Source organism: Kribbella sp. NBC_01505 (genome assembly GCF_045040285.1).
Lineage (GTDB): Bacteria > Actinomycetota > Actinomycetes > Propionibacteriales > Kribbellaceae > Kribbella.
Genome location: NZ_CP109425.1, coordinates 5,810,698 through 5,833,718, shown reverse-complemented (window position 1 = coordinate 5,833,718; position 23,021 = coordinate 5,810,698). Strand labels below are relative to the sequence as shown.

General features: G+C 68.0%; 23 protein-coding genes. 13 read left to right on the top strand and 10 right to left on the bottom strand.

All coding sequences use genetic code 11. From position 1 onward, the window contains the following. Window positions 1-252: 252 nt before the first annotated feature. On the bottom strand, window positions 253-1,332 hold the full coding sequence (locus OG474_RS27585; RefSeq protein WP_405056487.1) for an aldo/keto reductase: 1,080 nt from the start codon (window positions 1,330-1,332) through the stop codon (window positions 253-255). Between the two features lie 111 nt (window positions 1,333-1,443). Here OG474_RS27585 and OG474_RS27580 point away from each other — a divergent pair, with 111 nt between their 5' ends. The 10 genes from OG474_RS27580 to OG474_RS27535 all read left to right on the top strand — a co-directional run bounded on the left by OG474_RS27580 (window position 1,444) and on the right by OG474_RS27535 (window position 10,610). Continuing rightward, window positions 1,444-2,331: an AraC family transcriptional regulator N-terminal domain-containing protein gene (locus OG474_RS27580; RefSeq protein ID WP_405056486.1), complete on the top strand. Its 888-nt coding sequence runs from the start codon at window positions 1,444-1,446 to the stop codon at window positions 2,329-2,331. A 128-nt stretch (window positions 2,332-2,459) separates the two neighbouring features. Next, window positions 2,460-3,584, top strand: a complete 1,125-nt coding sequence (locus OG474_RS27575; RefSeq protein ID WP_405056485.1) for an inositol-3-phosphate synthase — start codon at window positions 2,460-2,462, stop codon at window positions 3,582-3,584. Then, window positions 3,578-4,465 carry an SCO3242 family prenyltransferase gene (locus OG474_RS27570; RefSeq protein WP_405056484.1) on the top strand — a complete coding sequence of 296 codons (888 nt, stop codon included), beginning with the start codon at window positions 3,578-3,580 and terminating at the stop codon, window positions 4,463-4,465. The genes OG474_RS27575 and OG474_RS27570 overlap by 7 nt, the downstream gene beginning before the upstream one ends. Then, complete coding sequence (locus OG474_RS27565) at window positions 4,462-5,286, top strand: sugar phosphate isomerase/epimerase family protein (RefSeq protein ID WP_405056483.1); 825 nt, start codon at window positions 4,462-4,464, stop codon at window positions 5,284-5,286. Before OG474_RS27570 ends, OG474_RS27565 begins: the two co-directional genes overlap by 4 nt. Next, window positions 5,283-5,834 (top strand): EboA domain-containing protein, encoded by a 552-nt coding sequence (locus OG474_RS27560; RefSeq protein WP_405056482.1) that lies wholly within the window; start codon window positions 5,283-5,285, stop codon window positions 5,832-5,834. The genes OG474_RS27565 and OG474_RS27560 overlap by 4 nt, the downstream gene beginning before the upstream one ends. Window positions 5,835-5,842: 8 nt before the next feature. Continuing rightward, a complete protein-coding gene (locus tag OG474_RS27555; protein ID WP_405056481.1) occupies window positions 5,843-6,694 on the top strand; it encodes a TatD family hydrolase in 852 nt (283 codons plus the stop codon). Beyond that, window positions 6,691-7,836 carry a metabolite traffic protein EboE gene (gene eboE, locus OG474_RS27550; protein WP_405056480.1) on the top strand — a complete coding sequence of 382 codons (1,146 nt, stop codon included), beginning with the start codon at window positions 6,691-6,693 and terminating at the stop codon, window positions 7,834-7,836. The genes OG474_RS27555 and eboE overlap by 4 nt, the downstream gene beginning before the upstream one ends. Beyond that, window positions 7,833-9,200, top strand: coding sequence for an alkaline phosphatase family protein (locus OG474_RS27545; protein ID WP_405056479.1), 1,368 nt, complete (start codon window positions 7,833-7,835; stop codon window positions 9,198-9,200). Before eboE ends, OG474_RS27545 begins: the two co-directional genes overlap by 4 nt. A 152-nt stretch (window positions 9,201-9,352) precedes the next feature. After that, the gene (locus tag OG474_RS27540; protein WP_405056478.1) at window positions 9,353-9,673 is read left to right on the top strand and encodes a hypothetical protein; all 321 of its coding nucleotides are present in this window, start codon (window positions 9,353-9,355) and stop codon (window positions 9,671-9,673) included. Between the two features lie 115 nt (window positions 9,674-9,788). Beyond that, entirely contained in the window at window positions 9,789-10,610 is an 822-nt protein-coding gene (locus tag OG474_RS27535) for a hypothetical protein (RefSeq protein ID WP_405056477.1), read from the top strand. Window positions 10,611-10,656: 46 nt separating this feature from the next. Here the strand turns inward: OG474_RS27535 and OG474_RS27530 are convergent, their stop codons facing one another. From OG474_RS27530 to OG474_RS27515, 4 genes are all read right to left on the bottom strand, one after another. Beyond that, a complete protein-coding gene (locus OG474_RS27530) occupies window positions 10,657-11,721 on the bottom strand; it encodes a hypothetical protein (protein WP_405056476.1) in 1,065 nt (354 codons plus the stop codon). A gap of 156 nt (window positions 11,722-11,877) precedes the next feature. Beyond that, a complete protein-coding gene (locus tag OG474_RS27525) occupies window positions 11,878-13,173 on the bottom strand; it encodes an FAD-binding oxidoreductase (RefSeq protein WP_405056475.1) in 1,296 nt (431 codons plus the stop codon). 92 nt (window positions 13,174-13,265) lie between these two features. Next, window positions 13,266-13,796 carry a HutD family protein gene (locus OG474_RS27520; RefSeq protein WP_405056474.1) on the bottom strand — a complete coding sequence of 177 codons (531 nt, stop codon included), beginning with the start codon at window positions 13,794-13,796 and terminating at the stop codon, window positions 13,266-13,268. A 17-nt stretch (window positions 13,797-13,813) separates the two neighbouring features. After that, window positions 13,814-13,996, bottom strand: a complete 183-nt coding sequence (locus OG474_RS27515) for a hypothetical protein (RefSeq protein WP_405056473.1) — start codon at window positions 13,994-13,996, stop codon at window positions 13,814-13,816. A gap of 108 nt (window positions 13,997-14,104) precedes the next feature. Here OG474_RS27515 and OG474_RS27510 point away from each other — a divergent pair, with 108 nt between their 5' ends. Further along, window positions 14,105-15,577 carry a hypothetical protein gene (locus OG474_RS27510; protein WP_405056472.1) on the top strand — a complete coding sequence of 491 codons (1,473 nt, stop codon included), beginning with the start codon at window positions 14,105-14,107 and terminating at the stop codon, window positions 15,575-15,577. A 74-nt stretch (window positions 15,578-15,651) separates the two neighbouring features. On the opposite strand, the gene OG474_RS27505 is transcribed toward OG474_RS27510, so the two are convergent. The 3 genes from OG474_RS27505 to OG474_RS27495 form a co-directional block, all read right to left on the bottom strand. Then, on the bottom strand, window positions 15,652-17,109 hold the full coding sequence (locus tag OG474_RS27505) for a PQQ-binding-like beta-propeller repeat protein (RefSeq protein ID WP_405056471.1): 1,458 nt from the start codon (window positions 17,107-17,109) through the stop codon (window positions 15,652-15,654). Next, the gene (locus OG474_RS27500; RefSeq protein ID WP_405056470.1) at window positions 17,106-17,537 is read right to left on the bottom strand and encodes a hypothetical protein; all 432 of its coding nucleotides are present in this window, start codon (window positions 17,535-17,537) and stop codon (window positions 17,106-17,108) included. Before OG474_RS27500 ends, OG474_RS27505 begins: the two co-directional genes overlap by 4 nt. Window positions 17,538-17,808: 271 nt before the next feature. After that, window positions 17,809-18,921: a sugar phosphate isomerase/epimerase family protein gene (locus OG474_RS27495; RefSeq protein ID WP_405056469.1), complete on the bottom strand. Its 1,113-nt coding sequence runs from the start codon at window positions 18,919-18,921 to the stop codon at window positions 17,809-17,811. Between the two features lie 174 nt (window positions 18,922-19,095). Here OG474_RS27495 and OG474_RS27490 point away from each other — a divergent pair, with 174 nt between their 5' ends. Together OG474_RS27490 and OG474_RS27485 are read left to right on the top strand one after the other, a co-directional pair. Further along, window positions 19,096-19,875, top strand: a complete 780-nt coding sequence (locus tag OG474_RS27490; RefSeq protein ID WP_405056468.1) for an SDR family NAD(P)-dependent oxidoreductase — start codon at window positions 19,096-19,098, stop codon at window positions 19,873-19,875. Window positions 19,876-19,894: 19 nt separating this feature from the next. Next, complete coding sequence (locus OG474_RS27485; protein WP_405056467.1) at window positions 19,895-20,473, top strand: nicotinamidase; 579 nt, start codon at window positions 19,895-19,897, stop codon at window positions 20,471-20,473. Here OG474_RS27485 and OG474_RS27480 read toward each other — a convergent pair. After that, window positions 20,466-21,998 carry an AbgT family transporter gene (locus tag OG474_RS27480; RefSeq protein ID WP_405056466.1) on the bottom strand — a complete coding sequence of 511 codons (1,533 nt, stop codon included), beginning with the start codon at window positions 21,996-21,998 and terminating at the stop codon, window positions 20,466-20,468. The two genes, OG474_RS27485 and OG474_RS27480, sit on opposite strands and share 8 nt — an antisense overlap. 1 nt (window position 21,999) lies before the next feature. Continuing rightward, window positions 22,000-22,902 carry an alpha/beta hydrolase family esterase gene (locus OG474_RS27475; RefSeq protein WP_405056465.1) on the bottom strand — a complete coding sequence of 301 codons (903 nt, stop codon included), beginning with the start codon at window positions 22,900-22,902 and terminating at the stop codon, window positions 22,000-22,002. Window positions 22,903-23,021: the final 119 nt, after the last annotated feature.

The following is a 23,021-nucleotide window of genomic DNA, read 5'->3' as shown; positions in this document are numbered from 1 at the left end:
GAGCTCGTTACGGCAGCCGGGGTCGGTGACGATGACCGCGGTGGTCTCCAGCTTCTCGAGCCGGCGCACCATGATCTTGCGCGGTTCCGGCTTGGTCTCGACCTTGTCCATGACGGTTTCCCCTCTTCTTCGGGCGGCAACTGCAAGGAAACGGCGGGCCCACCGCGAGCCTCAGTAGAACACCGATCTCCGGGCAGCGGGATGGGGGAAATCCCCATGATTTCCGGCCCTTTTCAAACCCTCGAATGAGAATCAATACCGTTCGGCCGCGGCCAGCGACGGATAAAGGGAATGCGCGACCCCGTCGACGGTCGCACCGGCGAATTGCAGCATCGGCGCCAGCTCGGCATTGTTCTCGGCCGGGAAGTTCAGCTGCGGAGCGGAAAGGTCGTCCAGCCGCGCGCGAGCATCGGCGGGCAACTCGACGGTGAGGGACCGCAGGTTCGCACGGAGCTGTTCGGGCCGCCGGGCGCCCAGGATCGTGGACGTCACCCCGGGCGTCCCGCGCACCCAGGCGAGCGCGACCTCGGCGGGCGTCGTACCCAGGTCCTCGGCAATCGCGTGCACCGCGTCCAGCACCGGGTACGCCGACAGCGGTGGCCGGCGGTCCTGGCTTCGAACCGTGTCCTCTGGCTCGCTCGCCCCGGTCCGGAACTTGCCGGACAGCCAACCGCCCTTGAGCGGCGACCACGGCAGTACGCCGGCGCCCAGCGCCCGGGCCATCGGCAGCAGCTCGCCTTCCGCGGTCCGCTCCAGCAGCGAGTACTCGGCCTGGATCGCGATCACCGGTGCCCAGCCGTGCGACCGGGCCAGCACGATCGACTCGGCCGTGGCCCACGCCGGTACGTCCGAGAACCCGACGTACCGGACCTTGCCGGCGCGCACCAGGTCGTCGAGCGCGCGCAGCGTCTCCTCGCGTGGGGTGGCCGGGTCGAAGTTGTGCAGCCAGTAGAGGTCCAGGTAGTCGGTGCGAAGGCGGCGGAGCGAGTCCTCGACCTGGTGCAGGATCGCCTTCCGGCCGGCGCCGCCGCCGTTCGGGTCCCCTGGGTGCAGGTTGACGAAGAACTTCGACGCGAGGACGAGCCGGTCGCGCAGCCCGGGGTGGGCGGTCAGCCAGTCGCCGATGATGACTTCGGAGTGGCCGTTCGTGTAGATGTTCGCGGTGTCGATCGAGTTGCCGCCGGCGTCGACGTACTCGTCGAGCATCCGCTCCGAGTCCGCGACCGAGGCACCCCAGCCGTGGTCCTCGCCGAACGTCATGGTGCCCAGCGTCGCCGGGCTGATCCGCAGTCCCGAACCGGGAACAGTGAGATAGGAATCCAAGGTGGTCATGTCTTCGAGTCTTCGCCCGCGGCGGCGGTTTCCGTAGCTCGATCCGACCGGCTTCTTGCCTGATCCGCTCCGGTCCGGCCCGGATCGGGCAAGGCGAGGTTTACTGGAAACGTGGACGCCTTGACTTCGCTACGGGACCTCGTGCTCTCGATGACCGGCGCCCCCGATCGGCGGATCGAGGTCGACGGGATGATCCTCGTCCAGAACTCGCGGACCACCGAGTCGATGGGCTCGACGACCAATCCGACGGTGGCCTTCGTGCTGCAAGGTGCCAAGCAGTCGACTGTCGGGGACCAGATCTACGACTACCGGGCTGGTCAGTTCCTGATTGTGACTGTCGACCTGCCGATGATCGGGCGGGTCACCGAGGCCTCGGACGAGACGCCGTTCGTCGGGTTCGGGATGCCGTTGCGGCCCGCGCTGGTCGCCGAGCTGCTGCTCGAGGGGCCGGCCGAATTCCGCCGGTCGCCGGCCCGCGCCGTACCGGGCCTCGCGGTCAGCACCGCCGATGACCACTTGCTCGATGCGATCACCCGGCTGCTGCGGCTGCATCGTCGCCCGGCCGACTACCGCGTGCTGGCGCCCGGCATCATCCGGGAGATCCATTGGTGGCTGCTGACCGGTTCGCAGCAGTCGCTGGTGCGGCAACTGGGCGACACCGAGTCCGGTACGACGCTCGTCGCCGCGGCCGTGCGGTGGATCCAGCAGAACGTGGACCAGCCGCTCCGGGTCGATGAGCTCGCCGCGGGGGTCGGGGCGGGCGTCTCCACGCTCAACCGGCACTTCCGGGCGGTGACTCAGCTGAGCCCGCTGCAGTACCAGAAGGCGCTCCGGCTGCAGCGTGCCCGGCTCGCGCTGCTCTCGACCCGGACCGAGATCGCCCGGATCGGTCACGAGGTCGGCTACCAGTCGCTGTCCCAGTTCAGCCGTGAGTACCGGCGGATGTTCGGCGTACCGCCGTCGGCCGACCGCGCCGGTGCAGTGCCGCTGCCCGGCTGACCCTTGAATTCGGCGGTTGCCCCAACAAAGTCGGGACAAACGCTTCCCAGGAAGCATTCCCGGACCTTAGAGTCGCGCTGCCACGGATAGTCCGCCGTCCATCACCATCCGTGGCGTGAGGAGCTTCCATGCGTCCACGCGTTGGTGTCTGGTTGTTCGGAGCCCGAGGATCGGTCGCGACCACGACCGTGGCCGGTGCGGCCGCGCTCGCTCACGGCGCGCCACCGGCGGGCGTCGTCACGGCCGGACCTGCCTTCAGCGGTGCCGGACTGGTGCCGATCGAGAGCCTGGTCTTCGGTGGTCACGACATCACCGACACCCCGCTCGCCAAACAAGTCGAACGGCTCGCCGCCGGTGGGGTCCTGCCGCCGGGGCTGGACGGGCTGATCGCCGCGGAGCTGGCGGCGGCCGAGAGGAACCTGGTGGTCCTCCCGGTCGCTCCCACCCAGGCCGAGGTGATCGCGCGGATGGCCGCGGACATCGGCGAGTTCCGGGAACGACATTCGCTGGAGCGGGTGGTCGCGATCAACGTGGCGTCGACAGAGCCGCCGTACGAGGTCCTGTACGACGACTTGGCCGGGCTGCGGGCAGCTTTGGCGGCTGGGAGTCCGTTGCCGGCGAGTTGTGTGGCCGCGCTCGCCGCGTTCGAGGCTGGGGCGTCGTTCATCGACTTCACGCCGTCGACGTCGATCCGGCCGCAGGTGATCCGCGACTGGGGCGTTGAGAGCGGCCTGCCGTTCGGTGGGCAGGACGCGAAGACCGGCGAGACGCTGGTGAAGAGCGTGCTCGCGCCGATGTTCACCGCGCGAGCGCTGCCGGTGCATGCCTGGTCCGGGACCAACCTGCTCGGTGGTGGCGACGGCGCCACGCTCGCCGATCCGCGCGCCGCCGAGTCGAAGAACGTCTCCAAGGAGCGCGGTCTCGCCGACATGCTCGGCGAGGACGTCGCCGGCCAGGTCCACATCGACTACGTGGATCCGCTGGGCGACTGGAAGACCGCCTGGGACCACATCCTGTTCTCCGGCTTCCTGGGCGTCCGCATGACCCTCCAGTTCACCTGGCAAGGCTGCGACTCCGCCCTGGCCGCTCCCTTGGTCCTGGACCTGGCCCGCCTCTCCGCGCTGGCCCTCGATCGCGGCCACATAGGCCCCATGCCCTTCCTCGGCTTCTACTTCAAAGACCCCATCGACTCCACCGAGCACTCCCTTTCCACCCAGTACGACGCCCTCGTGCAATGGGCCCAGACATGTTGAGGGCGTTGGTGGAGTTGGTGCGGGCGCCGGCTGGGTTGACCGTGCCGGGGGATGTGCTGGCGGGGGCCGCGGCGGCTGGCGATCTGCGGGTTGGGCGGGCGGTGGGGTTGTCGGCTTCTTCGATCTGCATCTACTGGGCCGGGATGGCGTTGAACGACTGGGCCGACCGGGAGCTGGATGCGGTCGAGCGACCGGAGCGTCCGATCCCATCGGGGCGGGTGCCTGCGCAGACTGCGTTCAATCTTGCGGCTGGGCTGACTGTGGGCGGGCTGGTTCTGTCCGCGCTCAGCGGTGGCCGGTCGACGCTCGCCACGTCGACTGCGCTGGCCGCGACTGCGTGGAGCTATGACGTGGTCGCGAAGAATTCGGTCGCTGGACCGGCGGTGATGGCAGCAGCCCGCTCTCTCGACGTACTGGTTGGTGCTGGTCCGCAGCGGCGGCGGGCGCTGGCTCCGGCGCTCGCGATCGGTGCGCACATCCTGGGCGTCACCACGCTGTCACGCGGAGAGGTCCACGGCGGTACGCCGACGCCGGCTCGGCTGAGCCTGGCGGTGAGTGCGGCGCTGACCGCGGGTGCCGCCGGCCGGAAGTCTGACGCGGGCTGGAGCCGGTTCGTCTGGCGGCAGCGGAGCACTGTTGCTGAGGTGACGACGGCTGCGCTCGCGGGCTGGTTTGCGCGCGGGGTGGTTCCGGCTCAGCTCGCCGCCGCTCGCGAGCCGGACGCCTCGAACATTCGGACCGCGGTGGGTGCGGGCATTCACGGGCTGGTCCCCCTGCAGGCGGCCTGGGTGGCTCGGGCCGGAGCGCCGCGGTTGGGCGCAGGGCTGGCGCTCGCGTTCCCGCTGGTGAAGGCGTTGGCGAAGAAGGTGTCGTCGACATGAGGCTCGGTTATGGGACCAACGGGTTCGCGAACCATCGGCTGGCCGATGCGCTCAGTGTGATCGCGGACCTCGGGTACGACGGGGTCGCGCTGACGCTGGATCACAACCACCTGGACCCGTTCGAGCCCGGTCTGCGCGAGCGAACCGCCGAGGTCGGACGGCTGCTGGAGCGGCACCAGCTGGGCGTGGTGATCGAGACCGGCGCGCGGTATGTGCTGGATCCGTTCCGCAAACACGCCCCGACCCTGCTGCACACCGACGGCGCCGACCAGCGGATCGACCTGCTGAAGCGGGCGATCCAGATCTCCGCCGACCTCGGCGCCGACGCCGTCTCGTTCTGGTCCGGCATCCTCCCGCCCGACGTCGAACCAACCGTCGGCTGGCAACGCTTGGTCGCCGGGTGCGAACAACTCGCCGGGTACGCCGCCGACCGCGGCGTGCGGCTCGGATTCGAACCGGAGCCCGGGATGCTGGTCGACGATCTGGCCGGCTATCTCAAACTGCGGGCCGAGGTCGGCAGCGACGCCCTCGGGCTCACGCTCGACATCGGCCACCTGGTCTGCAACGAACCCCAGTCGCCGCCCGACTGCATCCGCACCGGAGCGCCGTACCTGGTGAATGTGCAGATCGACGACATGGTCCGCGATGTCCACGAGCACCTCGAGTTCGGGACCGGCGAGGTCGACTTCCCGCCGGTCTTCGACGCGCTGCGCGAGGTCGGCTACACCGGCCTGGTCGCCGTCGAACTCCCCCGGCACTCACACGCCGCCCCGAACGTCGCACGTGAGTCGCTGACCTTCCTCCGGGAGGCACAACGATGAAGGCCGCCGATCTTCCTGTTGATGTCTCCGGCCTCCGCGATCGGCCGCTGGCCGAGGTGTTCCCCGCTGTTGGCCGGATCGTCGGTCGTGAGCTGCTCGGCAACGGCTGGACCACCGACGAGGCCGCGCGGGCAGTGCTGCTCGCCACCGCGAGCGCCGCCGAGATCACCGAGATCTACCGGTACGGCGACGCCGCCGAGAAACGTGCGGTGCTCAAGGCGCTCGCCTTGGACGAGGTCGCGAGCACCCTGGGCGCGCAGGGCGTCGACCTGCTGGACGACGCGATCCGCACCAATGATCCGAGGCTGATCACCGCCGCGCTCGGATCCGGTTACGCGACCGAGAAGTTGCCGATGGCAAGTTTTCGGCAGGCGGTGCTGAAATGCGTCTTCTCCGGAATCCCGCTGGCCGAGGTCGACGGCCTGCCGGACCGGGCGGACGCCGAGCTGGTCCGCATGATGACCGACTTCGCCGCCGAGCGGACGGCCGCAGGCCGCGCCGTACCCGCTGATCTCACGCCGTACCTCAGCAGTCCAGACGAGAGGTGACTCGACCGATGCGCATCTTCGATCCGCACATCCATATGACGTCCCGGACCACCGACGACTACGCGGCGATGGCCGCGCACGGCGTCCAGGCCGTGGTCGAACCGGCCTTCTGGCTCGGCCAGCCGCGGACCAGCGCCGCCTCGTTCGTCGACTACTTCGACGGGCTGATCGGCTGGGAACCGTTCCGCGCGTCGCAGTACGGGATCAAGCACCATTGCACGATCGCGCTGAACCCCAAAGAGGCGAACGACCCGCGCTGCCGCGAGGTCCTCGACGTACTGCCGCGGTACTTGGCCAAGGACGGCGTGGTCGCGGTCGGCGAGGTCGGGTACGACGCGATGACCCCGGCCGAGGACGAGGTGTTCGCCACGCAGCTGGAGCTCGCCGTCCGGTTCGAGCTGCCCGCGCTCGTGCACACCCCGCACCGCGACAAAGCGACCGGTACGGCGCGGACGCTCGACGTGGTCCGCGAATCGGGGATCGCGGCGTCGTTCGTCGCCGTTGACCACCTGAACGAGGTCACCGTCGAGCAGGTCGCGGAGTCGGGCTGCTGGATGGGCTTCTCGATCTACCCGGATACCAAGATGGATCCGGATCGGATGGTCGCGATCCTGCAGCGCTTCGGGACTGAGCGGATCCTGGTGAACTCGGCCGCCGACTGGGGACGCTCCGATCCCTTACGTACTTACGCGACCGGGCAGGCGATGCTCGCCGCGGGCTTCACCGACGACGACGTCGACCAGGTGCTGTGGCGGAACCCGGTGGCCTTCTACAGCCAGTCCGGACGGCTCGACCTGACCTCGGTCGAACCAGCCGACACGTACGCCGGCAACTCGATCCTGCGGGGAGCTTCGACATGAGGTTCCGGCATCCCGACGGCTCGCTCATCCACCTCGCGTACTGCACGAACGTTCACCCGGCCGAGGACCTCGACGGCGTGATCGCACAGCTCGACACCTGCTCCGCACTCGTGCGCAAGGAGCTCGACGTACCGGTGCTCGGGGTCGGGCTCTGGCTCGCGTACCGGCTCGCGGATCAGCTGGCCAACTCCCCCGACGCGTTGCATCGGCTGCAGGTTGCGTTGGCGCGGAACGGGCTGGAGGTCGTGACACTGAACGGCTTTCCGTACGCCGGGTTCCATGACGAGGTGGTCGGGAAGAAGGTGTACCTGCCGGACTGGACTCAGCCCGAGCGACTCCACTACACCCGCAACCTGGTCGACGTACTGGCGCAGTTGCTGCCCGCGGATGCGGCGTACGGCTCGATCTCGACACTGCCGCTGGCCTGGCGGGAGCCGTGGGGGGTCAAGCAGGACACCCGCGCGCGAGCGGCGGTGAGTCGGCTGGAGATGCACCTCACGCAGACGGAGGAGTCGACCGGGCGGCGGATTCGGGTGGCGTTCGAGCCGGAGCCTGGGTGCGTGATCGAGCTGGTGCCGCAGGGTGCGGAGTGGCTTGCCCCGTACGCCGAGGGCGGGCGGATCGGGTTGTGCCTCGACACGTGTCACCTGGCCGTGCAATTCGAGGAGCCGGCGGAGGCGTTCGCCGTACTGGATCGTTTTGGTGTGCCAGTGGTGAAAAGCCAGGTGTCAGCGGCGCTGCACGTGGCTGACCCGGGTGATGCCGAGGCACGGCGGTTGCTGGCGGAGTTTGCGGAGCCGAAGTTCCTGCATCAGACGCGCGAGCGCGGTGGTCGTGGGATCGACAACCTGGATGCGCTTGATCAGCTGGCGGGCTCAGATGCGTGGCGGGTGCACTTCCATGTGCCTGTGCATGCGGCGCCGCGACCGCCGTTGAGCAGCACGACCGACGTATTGGAAGAGTCGCTCGGCTATTTGGTCGGGGGTGCGCAGCCGCGGACTCAGCACCTGGAGTCCGAGACCTACACGTGGTCGGTGCTGCCGTCGTCACCTCGCGACACGGCCGAGCTTGCCGAGGGGATCGCCGGTGAGCTCGCCTGGCTGCGTTCCCGCATCACCGCTCTTGGACTGGAGACCGCATGAGTCGGCAGGTAGTTGTGATCGATGTCGTCGGGCTGACCCCACGGCTGCTGCGGAAGATGCCGCGGCTGCGGTCGTTGCCGTTGACCAGGAATCTGGACACGGTGCTGCCGGCCGTCACGTGTTCGGCGCAGGCGACGTTCCTGACCGGCACGTTGCCCTCCGAGCACGGGATCGTCGGGAACGGCTGGTACTTCCGGGATCTCGGCGAGGTGTTCCTCTGGCGGCAGCACAACCGGCTCGTCCAGGGCGAGAAGATCTGGGACATCGCGCGGCGGAGCGAGCCGTCGTACAAGGTGGCGAACGTCTGCTGGTGGTACGCGATGGGCGCGGAGACCGACCTGCTGGTGACGCCGCGTCCGATCTACTACGCGGACGGGCGGAAGGCGCCGGACTGCTACACGCGGCCGGTCGCGTTGCACGATCGGCTGACGTCGAAGCTCGGGGCCTTCCCGCTGTTCAACTACTGGGGTCCGACGGCGAGCATCAAGTCGAGCCAGTGGATCGTCGACGCGGCTCGGGAGATCCTCGCGACGGATTCGCCGGATCTGCTGCTGACTTATGTGCCGCACTTGGACTACGACCTGCAGCGGTACGGCGGTTCCTCGGTCGAGGCTACTCGAGCGGCGATCGAACTGGACGCCGTACTGGCGCCACTGCTCGATGACGCGGAGGCGCGGGGAGCGACGGTCGTCGTGCTGTCGGAGTACGGGATCACGGATGTCAGCCGGCCGGTCGACATCAACCGGCTGCTGCGGCGCGAGGGGCTGCTGGAGGTGCACACGCAGGACGGGATGGAGTACCTCGACCCGTGGGCGTCGCGAGCCTTCGCGGTGGCGGATCATCAGATCGCACACGTGTACGTTCGCGATCCTGCGGACGTTGAGGACGTCGCGAAGCTGTTGGCCGGGCTGCCCGGGGTGGCCGACGTACTGGATGCCGAAGGCAAGAAAACCCACGGCCTCGACCATGAGCGGGCCGGTGAACTGGTCGCCGTCGCCGAGCCGGACGCCTGGTTCACGTACTACTACTGGCTGGACGACGACCGGGCGCCCGACTTCGCCCGCGGCGTGGAGATCCACCGCAAACCCGGCTACGACCCGGCCGAACTCTTCTTCGACCCCAGCGACCCCCTGGTCAAACCCCGCGCCGCCTCCTACCTCCTCCGCAAGAAACTCGGCTTCCGCTACGCCATGCAGGTAGTCCCCCTGGACCCCTCGATCGTCCGAGGCTCCCACGGCCGCCTCACCACCGACCCCGAAGACGGCCCCGTCTTCCTCAGCACCGACCCCGACCTGGTCGGGGAAGGCACGGTATCCCCGACCGCCGTCCGAGACCTCCTGCTCAAGGCAGCCGGTCTCGACTGACAGCGGACCTGCGCCACTCACCAAGTGCCATCGGCGGCGGTTCGGGCCGGCGGCCGAGCGTGGCGGCGCAGGGGTCAGGGAGGTTGGTGAGTGGGGGCGGTCCGCCAATCAATCTCGGCGAACTGTCCGCACCGGCTGCCATGCTTCCCCCCGTGACCAACACCAGCAAGCTTGTGCGCGACCGCATCCCGGAAATCATCCGTTCGCACGGCGAGGACCCCACCTACTACCAGGCCGACCCCGCCGAGTACCGCAACCGCCTCCGCGCCAAGCTCACCGAAGAGGTCAGCGAGTTCCTCGCCGCCACCGAAGAAGACGCCGTCGAGGAGCTCGCCGACATCCTCGAGGTCGTCTACGCCCTGGCCAACGACCTCAACACCTCGGCAGCGGAACTCGACGAAATCCGGCACCGCAAGGCAGCCACGAACGGCGCGTTCGCGGACCGGATCGTCTGGACGGGCGTCCGCGACTGACGGCGGCAAGACTTCGGTTGGCGCCGGGTGAACCGGGTCCCGGCGGCGGACGTATTAAGGGCACCCTTATCCGACGACCGGCTGGGGCCGGTCTGCCTGATTGGATCTGCCGCCCATGAAGATTCGTTCTACTGTCATCTGCCTACTTGCGCTGGCCGCGGCCGCGACCGCGCTTCCCGCGGAGGCTGCCGGCCGGCCGGCGTCGATCGCTTGCCCGTCGAATGTTTGTCAGGTTGTCGCTCGTGATCTCGGGCAGACCGAGAACGCCGTGGAGGACGGGCAGGGTGGACTGCTGCTGAGTGCTTCGAACGGGACGTTGCGCCGGCTGGTTCTCGCGACCGGCAAGGTCAGCACGGTGGCGACCGGGCTCGGGAACCTGCGGGGTCTCGCCGCTGACGGTCAGGGGAACGCGTTCGTCGCCTCGTTCGACGGTTCGTTGCAGAAGGTGAATGTCGCGACCGGCGCCACCAGCACGGTCTTCCGCACCGGTACGGCGTTGATCGCGGTCGCCTCCGCCGGAGGATCGACGTACGTGACGTCTCATGGCGGTCAGCTGTGGGAGATCCGGGACGGCCAGGCGCCGCGGAGTGTGACGACCGGGCTCGGGTACACCGACACGATCGCGCTCGACGGACGCGGGAACGCCTTCACGGCCGACATGATGACCCAGCGGATCCAGCGCACGAACCTCGCCACCGGTGCCACCACCCTGATCGCGACGACCACCTACGAGATGACCTCGCTCGCCTTCGGACCGGACGGGAACCTGTACTTCGATCTCGGCGGTGACGTCTGGCGGCTGAACCCGGTCAGCGGGCAGAAGGCACCGATCGCGTCGCTGCCGACCGGCACCTTCTACTGGGATCTCGCGGCGGACGGCAGCATCTACACGCCTAACTCGACCATCCACCGCATCACCGGTGTGACCACCCTCTAACGGGCTCGGGGCCCGCACCCGTAAAGGCGTGGGCCCCGACCTTCCATTAAAGGATGGAGTTCGCGCTGATGGTGAACCCGGTGTTGACCGGGGCACCGGCGTTCGTGAAGCAGTTGACGTCCCGTACGACGAGGTCGGGGCCGGACGACATGTTGAACCAGAAGGTGTTCAGGCCGCAGAAGTTCGAGTTGGAACCGTAGGCGGTGACCTGGACGGTGTTCTGCGGGAAGGCGATCTTCGGGAAGGTCACCAGGGACAGCCCGGTACCGGCCGCGAGGATGGTGTTCGCACCGAGGCCCATGACCGAGTTCAGGTTGGTCGAGGCCGGACCGGCGGGCGGCTGGTTGAGGAAGTAGCCGTAGTACTTCGGCGGGACGGCCGCGCCGTACAGGGAGACCTTGTACTGGTAGGTCACCGTGAAGCGGGTGTTCACCAGGGCACCGGCGCCGTTGAAGCAGAGCACGTTGACGTCCTGGCCGCCACCGCTGGAGACCCAGTTGCGGATCTTGCAGCGGACGCCCAGTTGCGGGTGTACCGCGGTGACCTGCACGCTGCCGTCGAGGGTGCCACCGGCCACCAGGCCCGGGAACTTCACCTGGTACTGCCCCGGGCCGAGGTTGGTCGAGGTGTTGCCGGCGCCGACCGAGTTGTACTGGCTGATGATCCCGCCGCCCGCGGGCGAGTCGACGTACCCGTACGGACCGGGCGCCGGCCCACCGGACGCGCGGACGAAGAAGACGCTGAAGCTCGACCTGTCCAGCGCGCCACCGGCCCGGTAGCAGGCGACGTTGACGATCTCGTCAGAGCCGGACTGCCCCCAGCTCTCCGCCTGGCACCAGTGCGGGGCGTTGTTGATCGCGGTCACGTGAACGACACCCTGCGGCGCGCCCTGACCGACGAGCTTGACCTGGTAGCGACCCGGCGACGTCGGAATGACCGAGCTCCCGGCCGGCCAGGTCCCGCTCGGGACCACCGCCGCGCCGGGGTCGTTCCACAGCGCCCAACCCTTGCGGTCGGGCACCGCGGCGTCCGCGGGTGAAACAACAGCGAGGAAACCCGCCAGCATCAACAGACTTGCTGCGAAGCGGGCGGGCAAAGACAGTCGTGACATGGGATTCCCCCCTTTGGGAAAGAGCGATCGATTACTGGGGGAATGCAAGCACGCACACTCAGCACAGAGCAATAGCCAAATGTCAGGAATTGTTTACGCAGAGCGTTTGTTTGGGGAATTCAAGAATGCAGCACAAAGCCGTCGGCGACGGCCGACTCAATTGTCGGAGTGCGTACCCATGTCTCCTGATACACCGGCCGGCAGGGCGATCGCGGTGAACACCCCGTGCGGGTCCAGCCGGTGCTTGATCCGGAGCAGCCGGGTGGCGTTCGGGCCGTACGCCGCCGCCACCTGCTCCCGGTCGTCGGCGCCGAGGAGATTGGGGTAGCCGCCGGGCAACGAGTAGGGCGCCAGCAGCGTGCTCGCCTCGCGCGGCCAGTTGCCATCGGCACCGACCTCGATGAGCTCGACCATGAAGTGGTCCTGGCGGACGCCGAAGGCGGCACTCTCGATCGGAGTGCGGGTGGGGACGCCGTGGAAGTGATGGATGTTGACGAACGTTCCGGGTGACTGGCGGGTGGCATAGCCGTCCAGCAGGGCGGCGACCACCTCCGGGGTGTAGCCGGTGACGTTGCGCGTCCGGATCGAGTAGCGAACGCCGTCCGGGAACGCGCCGTCGAACTCGCGCAGCTTCTCGAGCGGGGACTTCGCGGTGATGGTCGCGCTCAGCGGCGTACCCAGCCCGGCGAACTTGTCGAGGACGGCCTTCCCCTCGGCGAGGTCGCCAGACCAGGTCGGGGCCACCGAGATCAGCGGGGTGCCGTCGGGACCGGCGACGATCGCGATCACCGAGGTGAGCTCATCCGGTCCGCCGTCGAGGAGTTCGCCGTACCCGCGAAAGACCTGCTCGGCCTCGTCATAAGGGAACGCGAAGGAGCCGACGAGCACCTGGGTCAACGGATGCAGGCGCACCTGGGCGGAGGTGACCACGCCGAAGTTGCCACCGCCGCCGCGCAGCGCCCACAACAGTTCGTCGTCAGCCTGTACGACGCTGCCGTCGGCCAGCACGACCTCTGCCCCGAGCAGGTTGTCGGCCGCCAGACCGAACCGCCCGCTGAGCGGCCCGTAGCCTCCGCCGAGCGTCAGCCCGAGCATGCCGACCGTGCCAACCGTCCCGGTCGCCACCGCGAACCCTTGCCGATCCGCAGCCTCGGCGACGTCCGCAGCTGTGGCGCCACCGCCGACGGTGGCCACGTCGCCCTCGATCGAGACCTGCCGCATCCGGGTCAGGTCGATGACCAGACCATCGGCCCGAAGCGCGCGGCCGGCCCAGTCGTGGCCGCCACCGCGGACCGACAGCGGCAGCTCGCGCTTGCGCGCCACGGAGATCGCTTCCTGTACGTCGGCGGTCGTCGTACACAACGCGACCACCACCGGCCGGGACGTGACAGCGCCGTTCCAGATCGCCACTGCCGCGTCGTACTCGGGTCCTTCGGTGACAAGTTGAACCATGCTTCTCAACCTAGCCACGTGGGGACCCGGTCCCCAGGCGATCGACGAGGTGTGCCCGGAGAGTCCGGAGGGTCTGCCCGAAGTCCTCCGACCTACGGATTGGGGCTCAAAGCAACCACTGCCACCATTGCGTCGCCACTGACCGCAACGGCCGGGTCTCGCACCACGTCGCGCGGACCGAGCACCTCGCCATCGACCGTCAGCGACCCCTCCAGCACCACGAGAAAGCCGCTGGTATCGATGCTCGCCTGACCAGCGATCCGCCGGCACACCACCTCGGCCGCGGTGCGACCCCGCCGCGTCATCACGTTGAAGTTGACCGTCGCGGTGGACGTCTCGGCCCAGACCTCGGCCTCACCAGGAAACGCGAAGGGCTCGAACGGCCGCAGTACCTGCTTCGCCTCGCCAGGCATTGTCAGCTCGAGCTGATCACCGGACACCAGCGTGATGATCCGATCGACCTCCGGAAAGCTGGAGAACGGGCCCGGCCGGTCGACCTCGGCGAAGCTCAGCCGCCAGTCGAAGTCCGCGTCGCCCGACTGCGCGACCTCGTACGTGACGCCGAGCCCGTTCTTCCACGGCACCCGCCGATGGTCAGCACTGCGTAGTACCGGCAATCCCATCCACGGAGCCTACTGAATCAGTACTTCGACACCCGCGGCCGCTGCGACCGGCGCACGAACAGCGAGCGGACGAAGGTGACGACCAGGATCGCGGGCAGGAAGAACGCCTGGAAGAACATCCAGTAGCTCTCGCCCTGGAAGACGAAGGCCAGATAGAGGCCGTGGGCAAGGAACGCGATACCGGCCAGCGTCGGGGACACCGAATTGCAGCAACGTGCAACGTGAACAGCTGGTGGCGAGGCTCCGCACCGATGACACTGTCCGTCGATACTGTCGTCACTCACCGTTCGACGACCTAGGGGTCTGAAATGAGCGAGCCCGATACCCAGCCGGCCAGGCGCGCCTCGAAGAAGCGTCGCATCATCATCATCGGTATCGCGATCGCAGTCGTCCTTGCCGCCGCCGTACCGACTGCCTTCTGGGGCTGGGGACGCTGGTCGGACCGCTGCGTGGCGCATGTCGCGGAGACACCGGCCAAGGCGCTGCGCAGTCTCCACGCCGACCCGGTGGACCAGGCCGACCTCGGCCCACTGAGCGCCGGCAAGGACATGCTCATCAACGCTGACCGGGCCCGCGCCGTACTGGCTGCGGCCCGCAAACCTGGCGGTGGCTTCCAGCCGGCCGAGCGCGTGCTCGTGTCCGCGACCGACTCGGTGCAACCGGTCGGGACCGTCGACGGCAACCCGGTCCTCGCTGTTGGCCCGGACACTTGGGTCGGCATGGCGTTGCAGGGATCCCTTGTCAGCATGGATCGCACCACCGGCCAAGCCACCTGGGGCCGCGAGTACTTCGGCGACGGCACCCATGGCGAGCAACTGCCTGGCCAGACCATGGTGCTCCAACTGACCTCGCGCCCGATGGCAGCCTCGTTCGCCGACGCCGATGGACGGCTCCAGTGGTGCACCTGGATCGGCAAGGACGCGATCACCAGCTACGAGCCCACCTTCGAGTCCGACACCACGGACGACAAGCAGCTGTACGTCGTCCGCGCGGCGGCCGAGAAGGCCACCGACCGGAGCGTGCTCCTGAGCCGCATCGATGCCGGCACCGGAAAGATCGCCTGGGAACAGCCGATCCAAGGCACCAACTACGTGAGCGATCTGGACACCTTCGGCGACCAGATCCTCCTGGATCAGGCGTCCGGCAAAGACTTCGGCTCCCTGTGGGACTCGAACCGGCCGCCAGGCTCCGGCGCGCTGATCGCCCGCTCGGCCGCAACCGGCGCGGCCAGCTGGACGTACGCCGGCCCTGACCAGTCCAGCTGGGGCGTCACCGTCATCGGGGTGCGCGGTGACACGGTGATCGTCGCAGCCCGCCAGGCGAACAAGAAGGTGGCCAAGTACGCAGAGCCCGTCCAGAGCTGGCTGATCGCCCTGGACCGGGCCGGCAAAGAACGCTGGCGCCAGGACCTCGGCAGCGACTCTCTCGCCTTCGACCTGACCGAGCAGGCCAAGGTCGCGGGCAACGTCGTACTCACCGAGCAGCGCATCCCCCGGCAGGAGCCGAAGCTCGAGGCCCGCGACCTCAGCACTGGCAAGCTCGTCTGGACCCGGGTCCGGTCGATCCGGACCCCCGAACTCCACCTGGAAAAGGCGGCCGTCGTCGACAACCACCTGGTAGCCGCCGCCTACGGCCCCCAGTACGGCGTGCGCTCCCTAGACCTTGCCACCGGCAACGAAACCACCGTCCTCGCCAACGGCAACGTCCGCACCCTCGTAGGCGACGACAAAGCCATCACCCTAACCTCCGAAGGCCTACTCCTGACCCTCAACCACCCCTGAAGCACCGCGACAGTCAGAAAGCGCGGTCGAAGATGATGAAGAGGCTGGGGAGTCGATGATGACGACCCGCCACTTCATCGCGGTCCCCGTTCAAACGTAAGGATGAGCCCCGCCGCCTGAGCCACAACCACCCGACCATCAACCTTGACGTCCAGCACGGGACGGCGTGGGTGGTCGGTCAGCAGCGGCCGAACCGCGCCCGATATCAGGTCGACCGAGACCAGGTTCGGCGACTGCGCGATCAAAAGCTTGCCATCGGCAACCGCAACGTGCTCCTGGTCGAACGCCTGGTCGCCGTCGACCGTCTTGGACCAGCGCACCTTTCCGGTGGACGCGTCGCGGGCGACGACGGTCTGAGTACTCGTCGTCGCGTCGAAGGTGCTCTCGAATCTCAGGACGACATCCCCGGCCATCCTGATGCCGCTGTTCGAGTGGCCGGAGATCTGGTTGCCGAGATCCTGGCGCCAGCGCTCCGTGCCGTCAGGTCCGAGACCGATCAGCCAGTTCTGATCTTTGCGTGTCCACGAATGTTCGGGAACGGGTGAACGGCGTGCGAGGACCACCGCCGTCGCGTCAGCAACGCCGACGACCGACATGGCCCAGTCGTTGTGGTCCGGCCCGGCGTACTCCCAAGCCGCTCGCCCGTTGTCGGCATGGAATGCCCGCAACGAACCACCGTCGGTCTCCACGCCGCCGGTCTCGTTGTCGGCCTGCGGGATGCCTACGGAGTCATCGACCTTCGTGCCCCATTGGGTGACCAGAACCTTGTCACCGAAGACGTCCACGGTTCCGAGATCATCGAAGCCGCCGAGTCGGGCCCTCCACCGCGTCTTGCCATTGGCGGGGTCCAGCGACCTCAGCGTCGACGGCCGATCTCCCAGGGTGTGCTCGACTCCACTCAGTACGAAGAGTCCGCTGTCCCCCGTCGCAACCTCTGCGGACGTGTACTCACCGCCGACCGGAACGCACCAGTGAAGCTTGCCGCTGCCCGGATCCACGGAGGTGACCTGGGGAACCTTGCCGTCCGGCCGTTGCGCGAGCACCAGACCGTACGGCGTCTTGACCGCCTCCAGGTCGGAGCCGTTGTACCAGCGGGCCCAGTCAGTCCCGCCCGCTTCACCGGCGAGCCGGGTCAGCGCCCCGGCCCTCACCTGCAGCTTTCCGCGCAGCTCTCGCTGATCGAACAGGACCAGCGGCGCGCCGTCCGCGATTCCGACGACCTCCTTGGGATCTCGCGGCGCGAGGGACTCTTCGTCGGCGGCAACCGCCACACTGCGCAGGACCCCCAGCTCCGGGGTGCGCGCCGCCTGGGCGAGCACATCCCGCGCATAGCCACGAAGGTCCTCCGCCAGCGGCTGGAGGTTCACGTCCGCGGGTTTGACCGCATGCACCGACGGCACCTTCTGGCTGGCCGGCACCGGGCCGACCATGGCCTCGCAGCGCTCGCCCCACCAGCGGACACCTGCGAAAGCGCCCGCGGAAGCGACCAGGAGGAAGGCGACGCTGCCGGCGACAATCTTGCGGCGGGTCAAGCGGGTGCACCGGTTGTTCGGGCTGGCTGGGTTGACCAGCCGGCGAAGGAGACGCAGACGGCCACTACCCAGAGGACGACCGCGAGAGCTGGCAGCGCGCTCCAGTCGGCGTGGGCGACGCCGTACGGAATCGTCGGGGTTGGGTCCGGCTTGACGATGATGAGCAGGACTGTGGTCGCGAATCCTGCGCAGCTGGCTGCCACGGCAGCGATCGTTGCCGGGAGCACCAGGCAGACCAGTGCCAGCAGGAGATAGATCCGGAACAGCCAAGTGCCCGAGTCGCCCAGCGGCGAGCCGGCGTTGGACAGGAGGTTCGTCAGGGTGAGACCGCCGTAGGTCCGCGGCGGCTTCAGGAAGCTTTCGTTCCAGGTTGTGAGCCAGCGAAAGCCCAAGAGAACCAGCAGGGCAAGCGATGCGACGACACCCACTAGTCGGAAGTCTCGCTTTTTCTCGTCTGCACTACGCATCGAAGCCCCGTCCCCAGTCGTCTGTCGCAACATCCTCCCAGTCCTGAGGTCGAGCACCGACCACAAACCCGTCGACTGCACCAACCTGCAACACCCGAGGCACGAACGACAGCAGGAGGTCGGCGGTTGGTTGGCCGGGAGGGTTCGGGGAGCGTGGGCGGCGCTCGGCCGAGTGTGCACCTGCTGTCGTTGATGTCGGTACGCCACCGATCAGCTACGGCTCCACAACACGTCAGCGGCGGTAGATGGTCAGGTCGGACATGTTGGTGTAGCTGGAGGCGGCGAAGTTCAGCGACTGTGCCGGAATCGCCGAGCCGCCGGAAGCGTCGTCGTGCTCCCAGTTCGCGTGGTGGAGGTTCGGTTCGCCGATGGTCTGGAAGAACTGCTGGAAGTTGATGTCGCCGTCGCCGAGCGGGACCATGTCGTACCCGTCGGGAACGGCCAGGTTGCGGTCGCCGTCCTTGGCGTGGAACAGCGGGAACCGGGTGGTCCGCGGGGCGACGGTCAGGATCGGGTCGAACAGGTCGGTCTGCTGGTTGCCTCGCCGGTCGATGTACGTCTGGTGCTTGAACCTGGCCACGTACGCCCAGTAGATGTCCATCTCGAAGAACACATAGCGCGGGTCGGCCTTGTCGAAGAAGTACTCCAGCCGGCGCACCCCGGACGACCGGGTCGGCTTGCCGGCCGCGTCCAAGGGGCCGGCGTCCAGCAGGAAGTCGTAGGCGGTGTCGTGATTGTGGGTGTACAGCCGCAGGCCACGTGCCTTGGCGCGACGGCCCAGCTCGTTCCAGACATCGGCGGCGGCGTCCCAGTCGGCTTTGTACGCGCTGTTCGTGGGGTCGCCGCCGGTGCCGATGTGTTTCATGCCCAGCTCCTGGGCGATGTCCATCTCCCGCTCGAACGTGTCCGGGCTGATCTGGGTATGGGTGCCGTTCGCGATCAGCCCGTTGTCGTCCAGGATCTTCCGGATCTCCTTGGGCGTGATCTGCCGGCCGAGGATCGCGGTGTTCTGGGTGTAGCCGGCGAACTCGACCTCCTGGTAGCCGATCTCGGCCAGCCGGGCCAGCACCCGCTCGAATCCGTACGGCACTCCGGTGGTGTCCGGCGTCGCGCCGATCCGGTCGCGGACGCTGTACAGGATGATCCCGCGGTTACGGGACGGGATCAGCGGCTCGGCCCGCAGGCCACCACCGTGGCCATGGCCGCCGCCGGTGGCGAACGCCGGAGCTCCGGTGGCCACAATCGGCAGTCCGGCCGCGCCGAGCGCGGCAGCGGCGCTCGCGGAGGCCCTGAGTACGTTGCGACGGGTGAATCCGGCCGGAGCCTGCTCTTCGTTGTCATGCATGGAGTCGCGCCTTTCGACTGGGGCGGGAAAGAGTCGACGGTGCTAGGTACACGTGACAGAGTCAGGAAAACCTTTGCAGAGGCGCGCCGAAGTTTCTACTCGACACTTGCGCTGATTTAGTTAGTCGGCTAAATTTCAGACGTTAGCCAACTAACTATCTCATGGAGTGGGTTCATGGAGCTGGGTTTGCAGGGTTCGGCCGTACTGGTGACCGGTGGATCGTCCGGGATCGGGCGGGCGGCGGCGATCGCGTACGGGCGCGAGGGGGCTCGGGTGGCGATCACCTACGGGTCGCGGAAGGAGGCTGCCGCGGAGGTGGTTGCCGAGGTCGAGGCGGCCGGTGGGGAAGGGTTCGCCGTACCGATGGATTTGAACGATGCGAGGTCGATCGAGGCTGCGGTGGCGGCCGTGATCGAGCGGTGGGGTGGGCTGGATGTCGCGGTGGGGAACGCGGTGAACTGGGGCAGTCTGGGGTTCCACGGGCGGCCGGAGAAGATCGAGGACGCACCTGAGGACTGGTGGACCGAGGTACTGCGGGCGAACCTTGAAGGGAACTTTCGGTTCGTGCAGCAGGTGGCGCCCGCGTTGCGGCGGTCAGCGGCTGGGCGGTTGGTGCTGGTGTCGACGGATGTGACCACAAGGCCGCTGCCGGGGTCCTGGCCGTACGGCGCCGCCAAGGCCGGGCTGCACGGATTCATGACTGCCCTGAGTTACGACCTGGGCGCGGACGGCGTACTGGTCAATGTGGTGATGCCGGGGATCACGCTCGAGGACGGCAAGCACCGGGTGATTCCGCAGGAGGCGACCGACGAGATCGCCAAGGCCTTCAGTGCGCGGCGGTTGCCGCACACAACCGAGGTGGCCGACACGATCCTGTTCCTGACATCGCCGCGGACGCCTGCGATCCAGGGCGAGATCATCCGCGTCACCGGAGGTGCGCTACTCCAGCAGTAACCGGCTGTACCGTGGGGACATGACTCGGGCACTGATCGTGGTGGACGTGCAGAACGACTTCTGCGAAGGCGGAAGCCTGGCTGTCAGCGGGGGCGCGGACGTCGCCTTCCGGATCGGCGAGCTGGTGCACAAGTGGCACGAGGCCGAGCCGGACGAGCGCCACTACCAGTACGTCGTGGCGACCCGGGACCATCACATCGACCCGGGCGACCACTTCTCCGAGGAGCCCGACTTCGTGAACTCGTGGCCGCGGCACTGCGTGGCCGGGACGGACGGTGTCAGCTTCCACCCGAATCTGGACCCGCAACCGTTCGACGCGATCTTCGACAAGGGCGAGTACGCCGCCGCCTACTCCGGCTTCGAGGGCAAGTCCCACGAGGGCGGGCGTGGCCTTGCCGACTGGCTGCGCGAGCGCGGCGTCAGCACCGTCGACGTGTGCGGGATCGCGACCGACTACTGCGTGCGGGCGACCGCGCTGGACGCCCGCGTCGAAGGATTCGGTACGACGGTCCTCACCGGACTGACGGCCGGAGTGGCCCCCGGCAGCACGGAGCAGGCCCTGAGCGACCTGCGTGCTGCCGGGGTCACCCTCACCTGACCGGAGCCCCGGGGCCCAGCGGGATCCCGAGCGCCCACCAGACCAGGAACAGCGCGGTCCAGGCGAGCGTCATCGCGATCGCCAACGGCACCGTGTACGACGCGAGCGTGCCGACGCCGGCGTTCTTGCGGTAGCGCTGCAGGAAGCCCAGTGCCATCACGAAGTACGGGCTCATCGGGGTGATCGCGGTCGAGCCCGAGTCGGCGATCCGGAAGAGCGCCTGGGTGGTCTCGGCCGGCACGTTCAGCAGCATCATCATCGGGACCAGGATCGGCGCGGTCAGCGACCACATCGCCGACCCACTCGTGACGAGAATGTTGATCAGCGTCAGCAGCACCAGGATGCCGAGGAAGATCACGATCGTCGGCGCCCCGAGATCGCCCAGCCAGCGGGCCGATTCGGCGGACAGCAGGTCGCCGATCTTGCTCCAGCTGAAGTAGGCCAGGAACTGCGCGATCGCGAAGAACAGCACCAGGACCGGTGCCATCTGCTTGATCCCCTCGCCCATCAGCTTCGGTACGTCGGCCGCGCGCTCGATCGCCTTGACCGTCACGCCGTACGTGATGCCGACGAGGCCGAACAGCACCGCGACGACCATCGCGATCCCGTCCAGGAACGGCGACTCGACGATGCTGCCGTTCTCGCCGCGCAACGGCGAGTTGTGCGGAACCAGCAGGGCGACGATCGCGACCGCCGCGATCCCGAAGACGATGGTTGCCCGCAGCAACCCGGTCTTCTCAGCCGCGGACAGCGTCAACGCGTCCGGGTCGTCACCGGGTGCGTCCGGATCGGCGTCGAGGTCGTCACGCTTGCTCAGCACGAGCCGGGTGACGAGGGTGATGACGAGCGCGAGCAGTACCGACGACGCGATGTTGAAGAACCAGTTCGACAGCGGTGAGATCGAGGCGTTCGGGTCGATCGTCTTCGCCGCGGCCTCGGTGATGCCGGCGAAGATCGCGTCGTTCGGCGTCGGGATCGGACTGGCGTCGTACCCGGAGGCGATCGCGGTGTAGGCGACCACGATGCCGAGGATCGGCGACTTGCCGACCGCCCGGAACGCCAGTCCACCCAGGGGAACCAGGATGATGTACGCCGCCGCCGACGCGACGTGCGCCATCGTGCCGGCGAACGCGACCGCGAAGACCACCATCGAGGTCGGCACCCGGGAGACGCTGACCTTCATCAGCGACTGCAGGAACCCGGTCCGCTCGGCCAGCGCCACTCCCATGATGACGACCACGATGGTGGCCATCGGCGGGAAGGTGGCGAAGTTCGAGATCGCTGTGGACACGGCCATCTGCAGCCCGTCGCCGGACAGCAGGTTCTGAACGGCGACCTCCTTGCCGTCCTTCGGCGAGATCACCGAGACGTCCAGCGCGGCCAGGATCGCGCTCACCACCGCGAGGATCCCGGACAGGATCCAGAACAGCCAGAACGGATGCGGCAACGCGTTGCCGGCCCGCTCGATGACGGCCATCGCCCGGACCAGGCGTGGCAGCTCCTTCGTATCGGTCGTCGTGGTCATGTCAGCTCCTCAGCCTGTGGGCCTTGAAGAAGGCGCCGATGAGCTCGTGCGCTTCGAAGGTCTGGGTGACATATCCCGGTCCCGACGTGGCGTCCGAACCCGGCCAGGTGTGCCCACCATCCGTCACGGCGACATGCACCACGTCAGCGTCGCATCCCTTGTAGGTGTACTTCAGGACGTCATCGCCCTGCTGTGACACACGCGGGTCCTGATCGCAATGGTTGCGTACCGTCCAGTCCCGGACCCACGTCTGTACGTCGGGCAGGTCGCGCTGCCCGTCGCCGCCGTACGGGATCGTCGTGTCACCGGTGCCGTGGATGTCGAGAACGGGGATCGGCCGGCTCGGTGCGCAACGGCCGCCCTCGATGTAGAACGCTCCGGAGTCCGGCGCGATCGCGGCGAACCGGTCAGCCATCTTGCAGGCAAGGATTCCGGTGAAGCCGGCACCGTTCGACTTGCCGGTCGCGTAGACCGTGCGGGTGTCGACGCAGTAGTTGGCTTCCAGCTGGTCGAGGAGGTCGGCGGTGAACTTCACGTCGTCGACACCCTTGGCCGCGTACGGCGCTCCCTGCCAAGCCTGCTTGGCTTCGTCGCCCAGGACTCCGTTGGGGTAGGCAACGACCGCGTCCAGCTTCGACAGATCGGAGAAGGCCTCGGTCTGCGCACCGGTCTTACCCCGGCCGTGGAAGACCAGGATGAGCGGATACGCCTTGGACGGCTTGTAGTTGTCCGGAACGTGCAGCCGGTAGGTGCGCGTCAGACCGCCGCTGACCACGGTGTAGTCACCGGTGGCCGCGGCCTTGCCACAACCCGTCGTACGGGACTCGGTCGTTGCGGTTGCCGTGGGCAACGTGGTGGCGGCCGTCACCAGGCCGGCCGCCGCCACGATCGCAGCTAGAGCCACAGGGATTCTGCTCAGTGGGCGTGCGAATCTCATCAGGGGTGCCTCCTCAGGCAGGGGTTCGCGAGCGGGCAGGCTCGCGCCTGGAGACGCCTCGGGCGCGTCCAGTCAGAAGGAGTTCG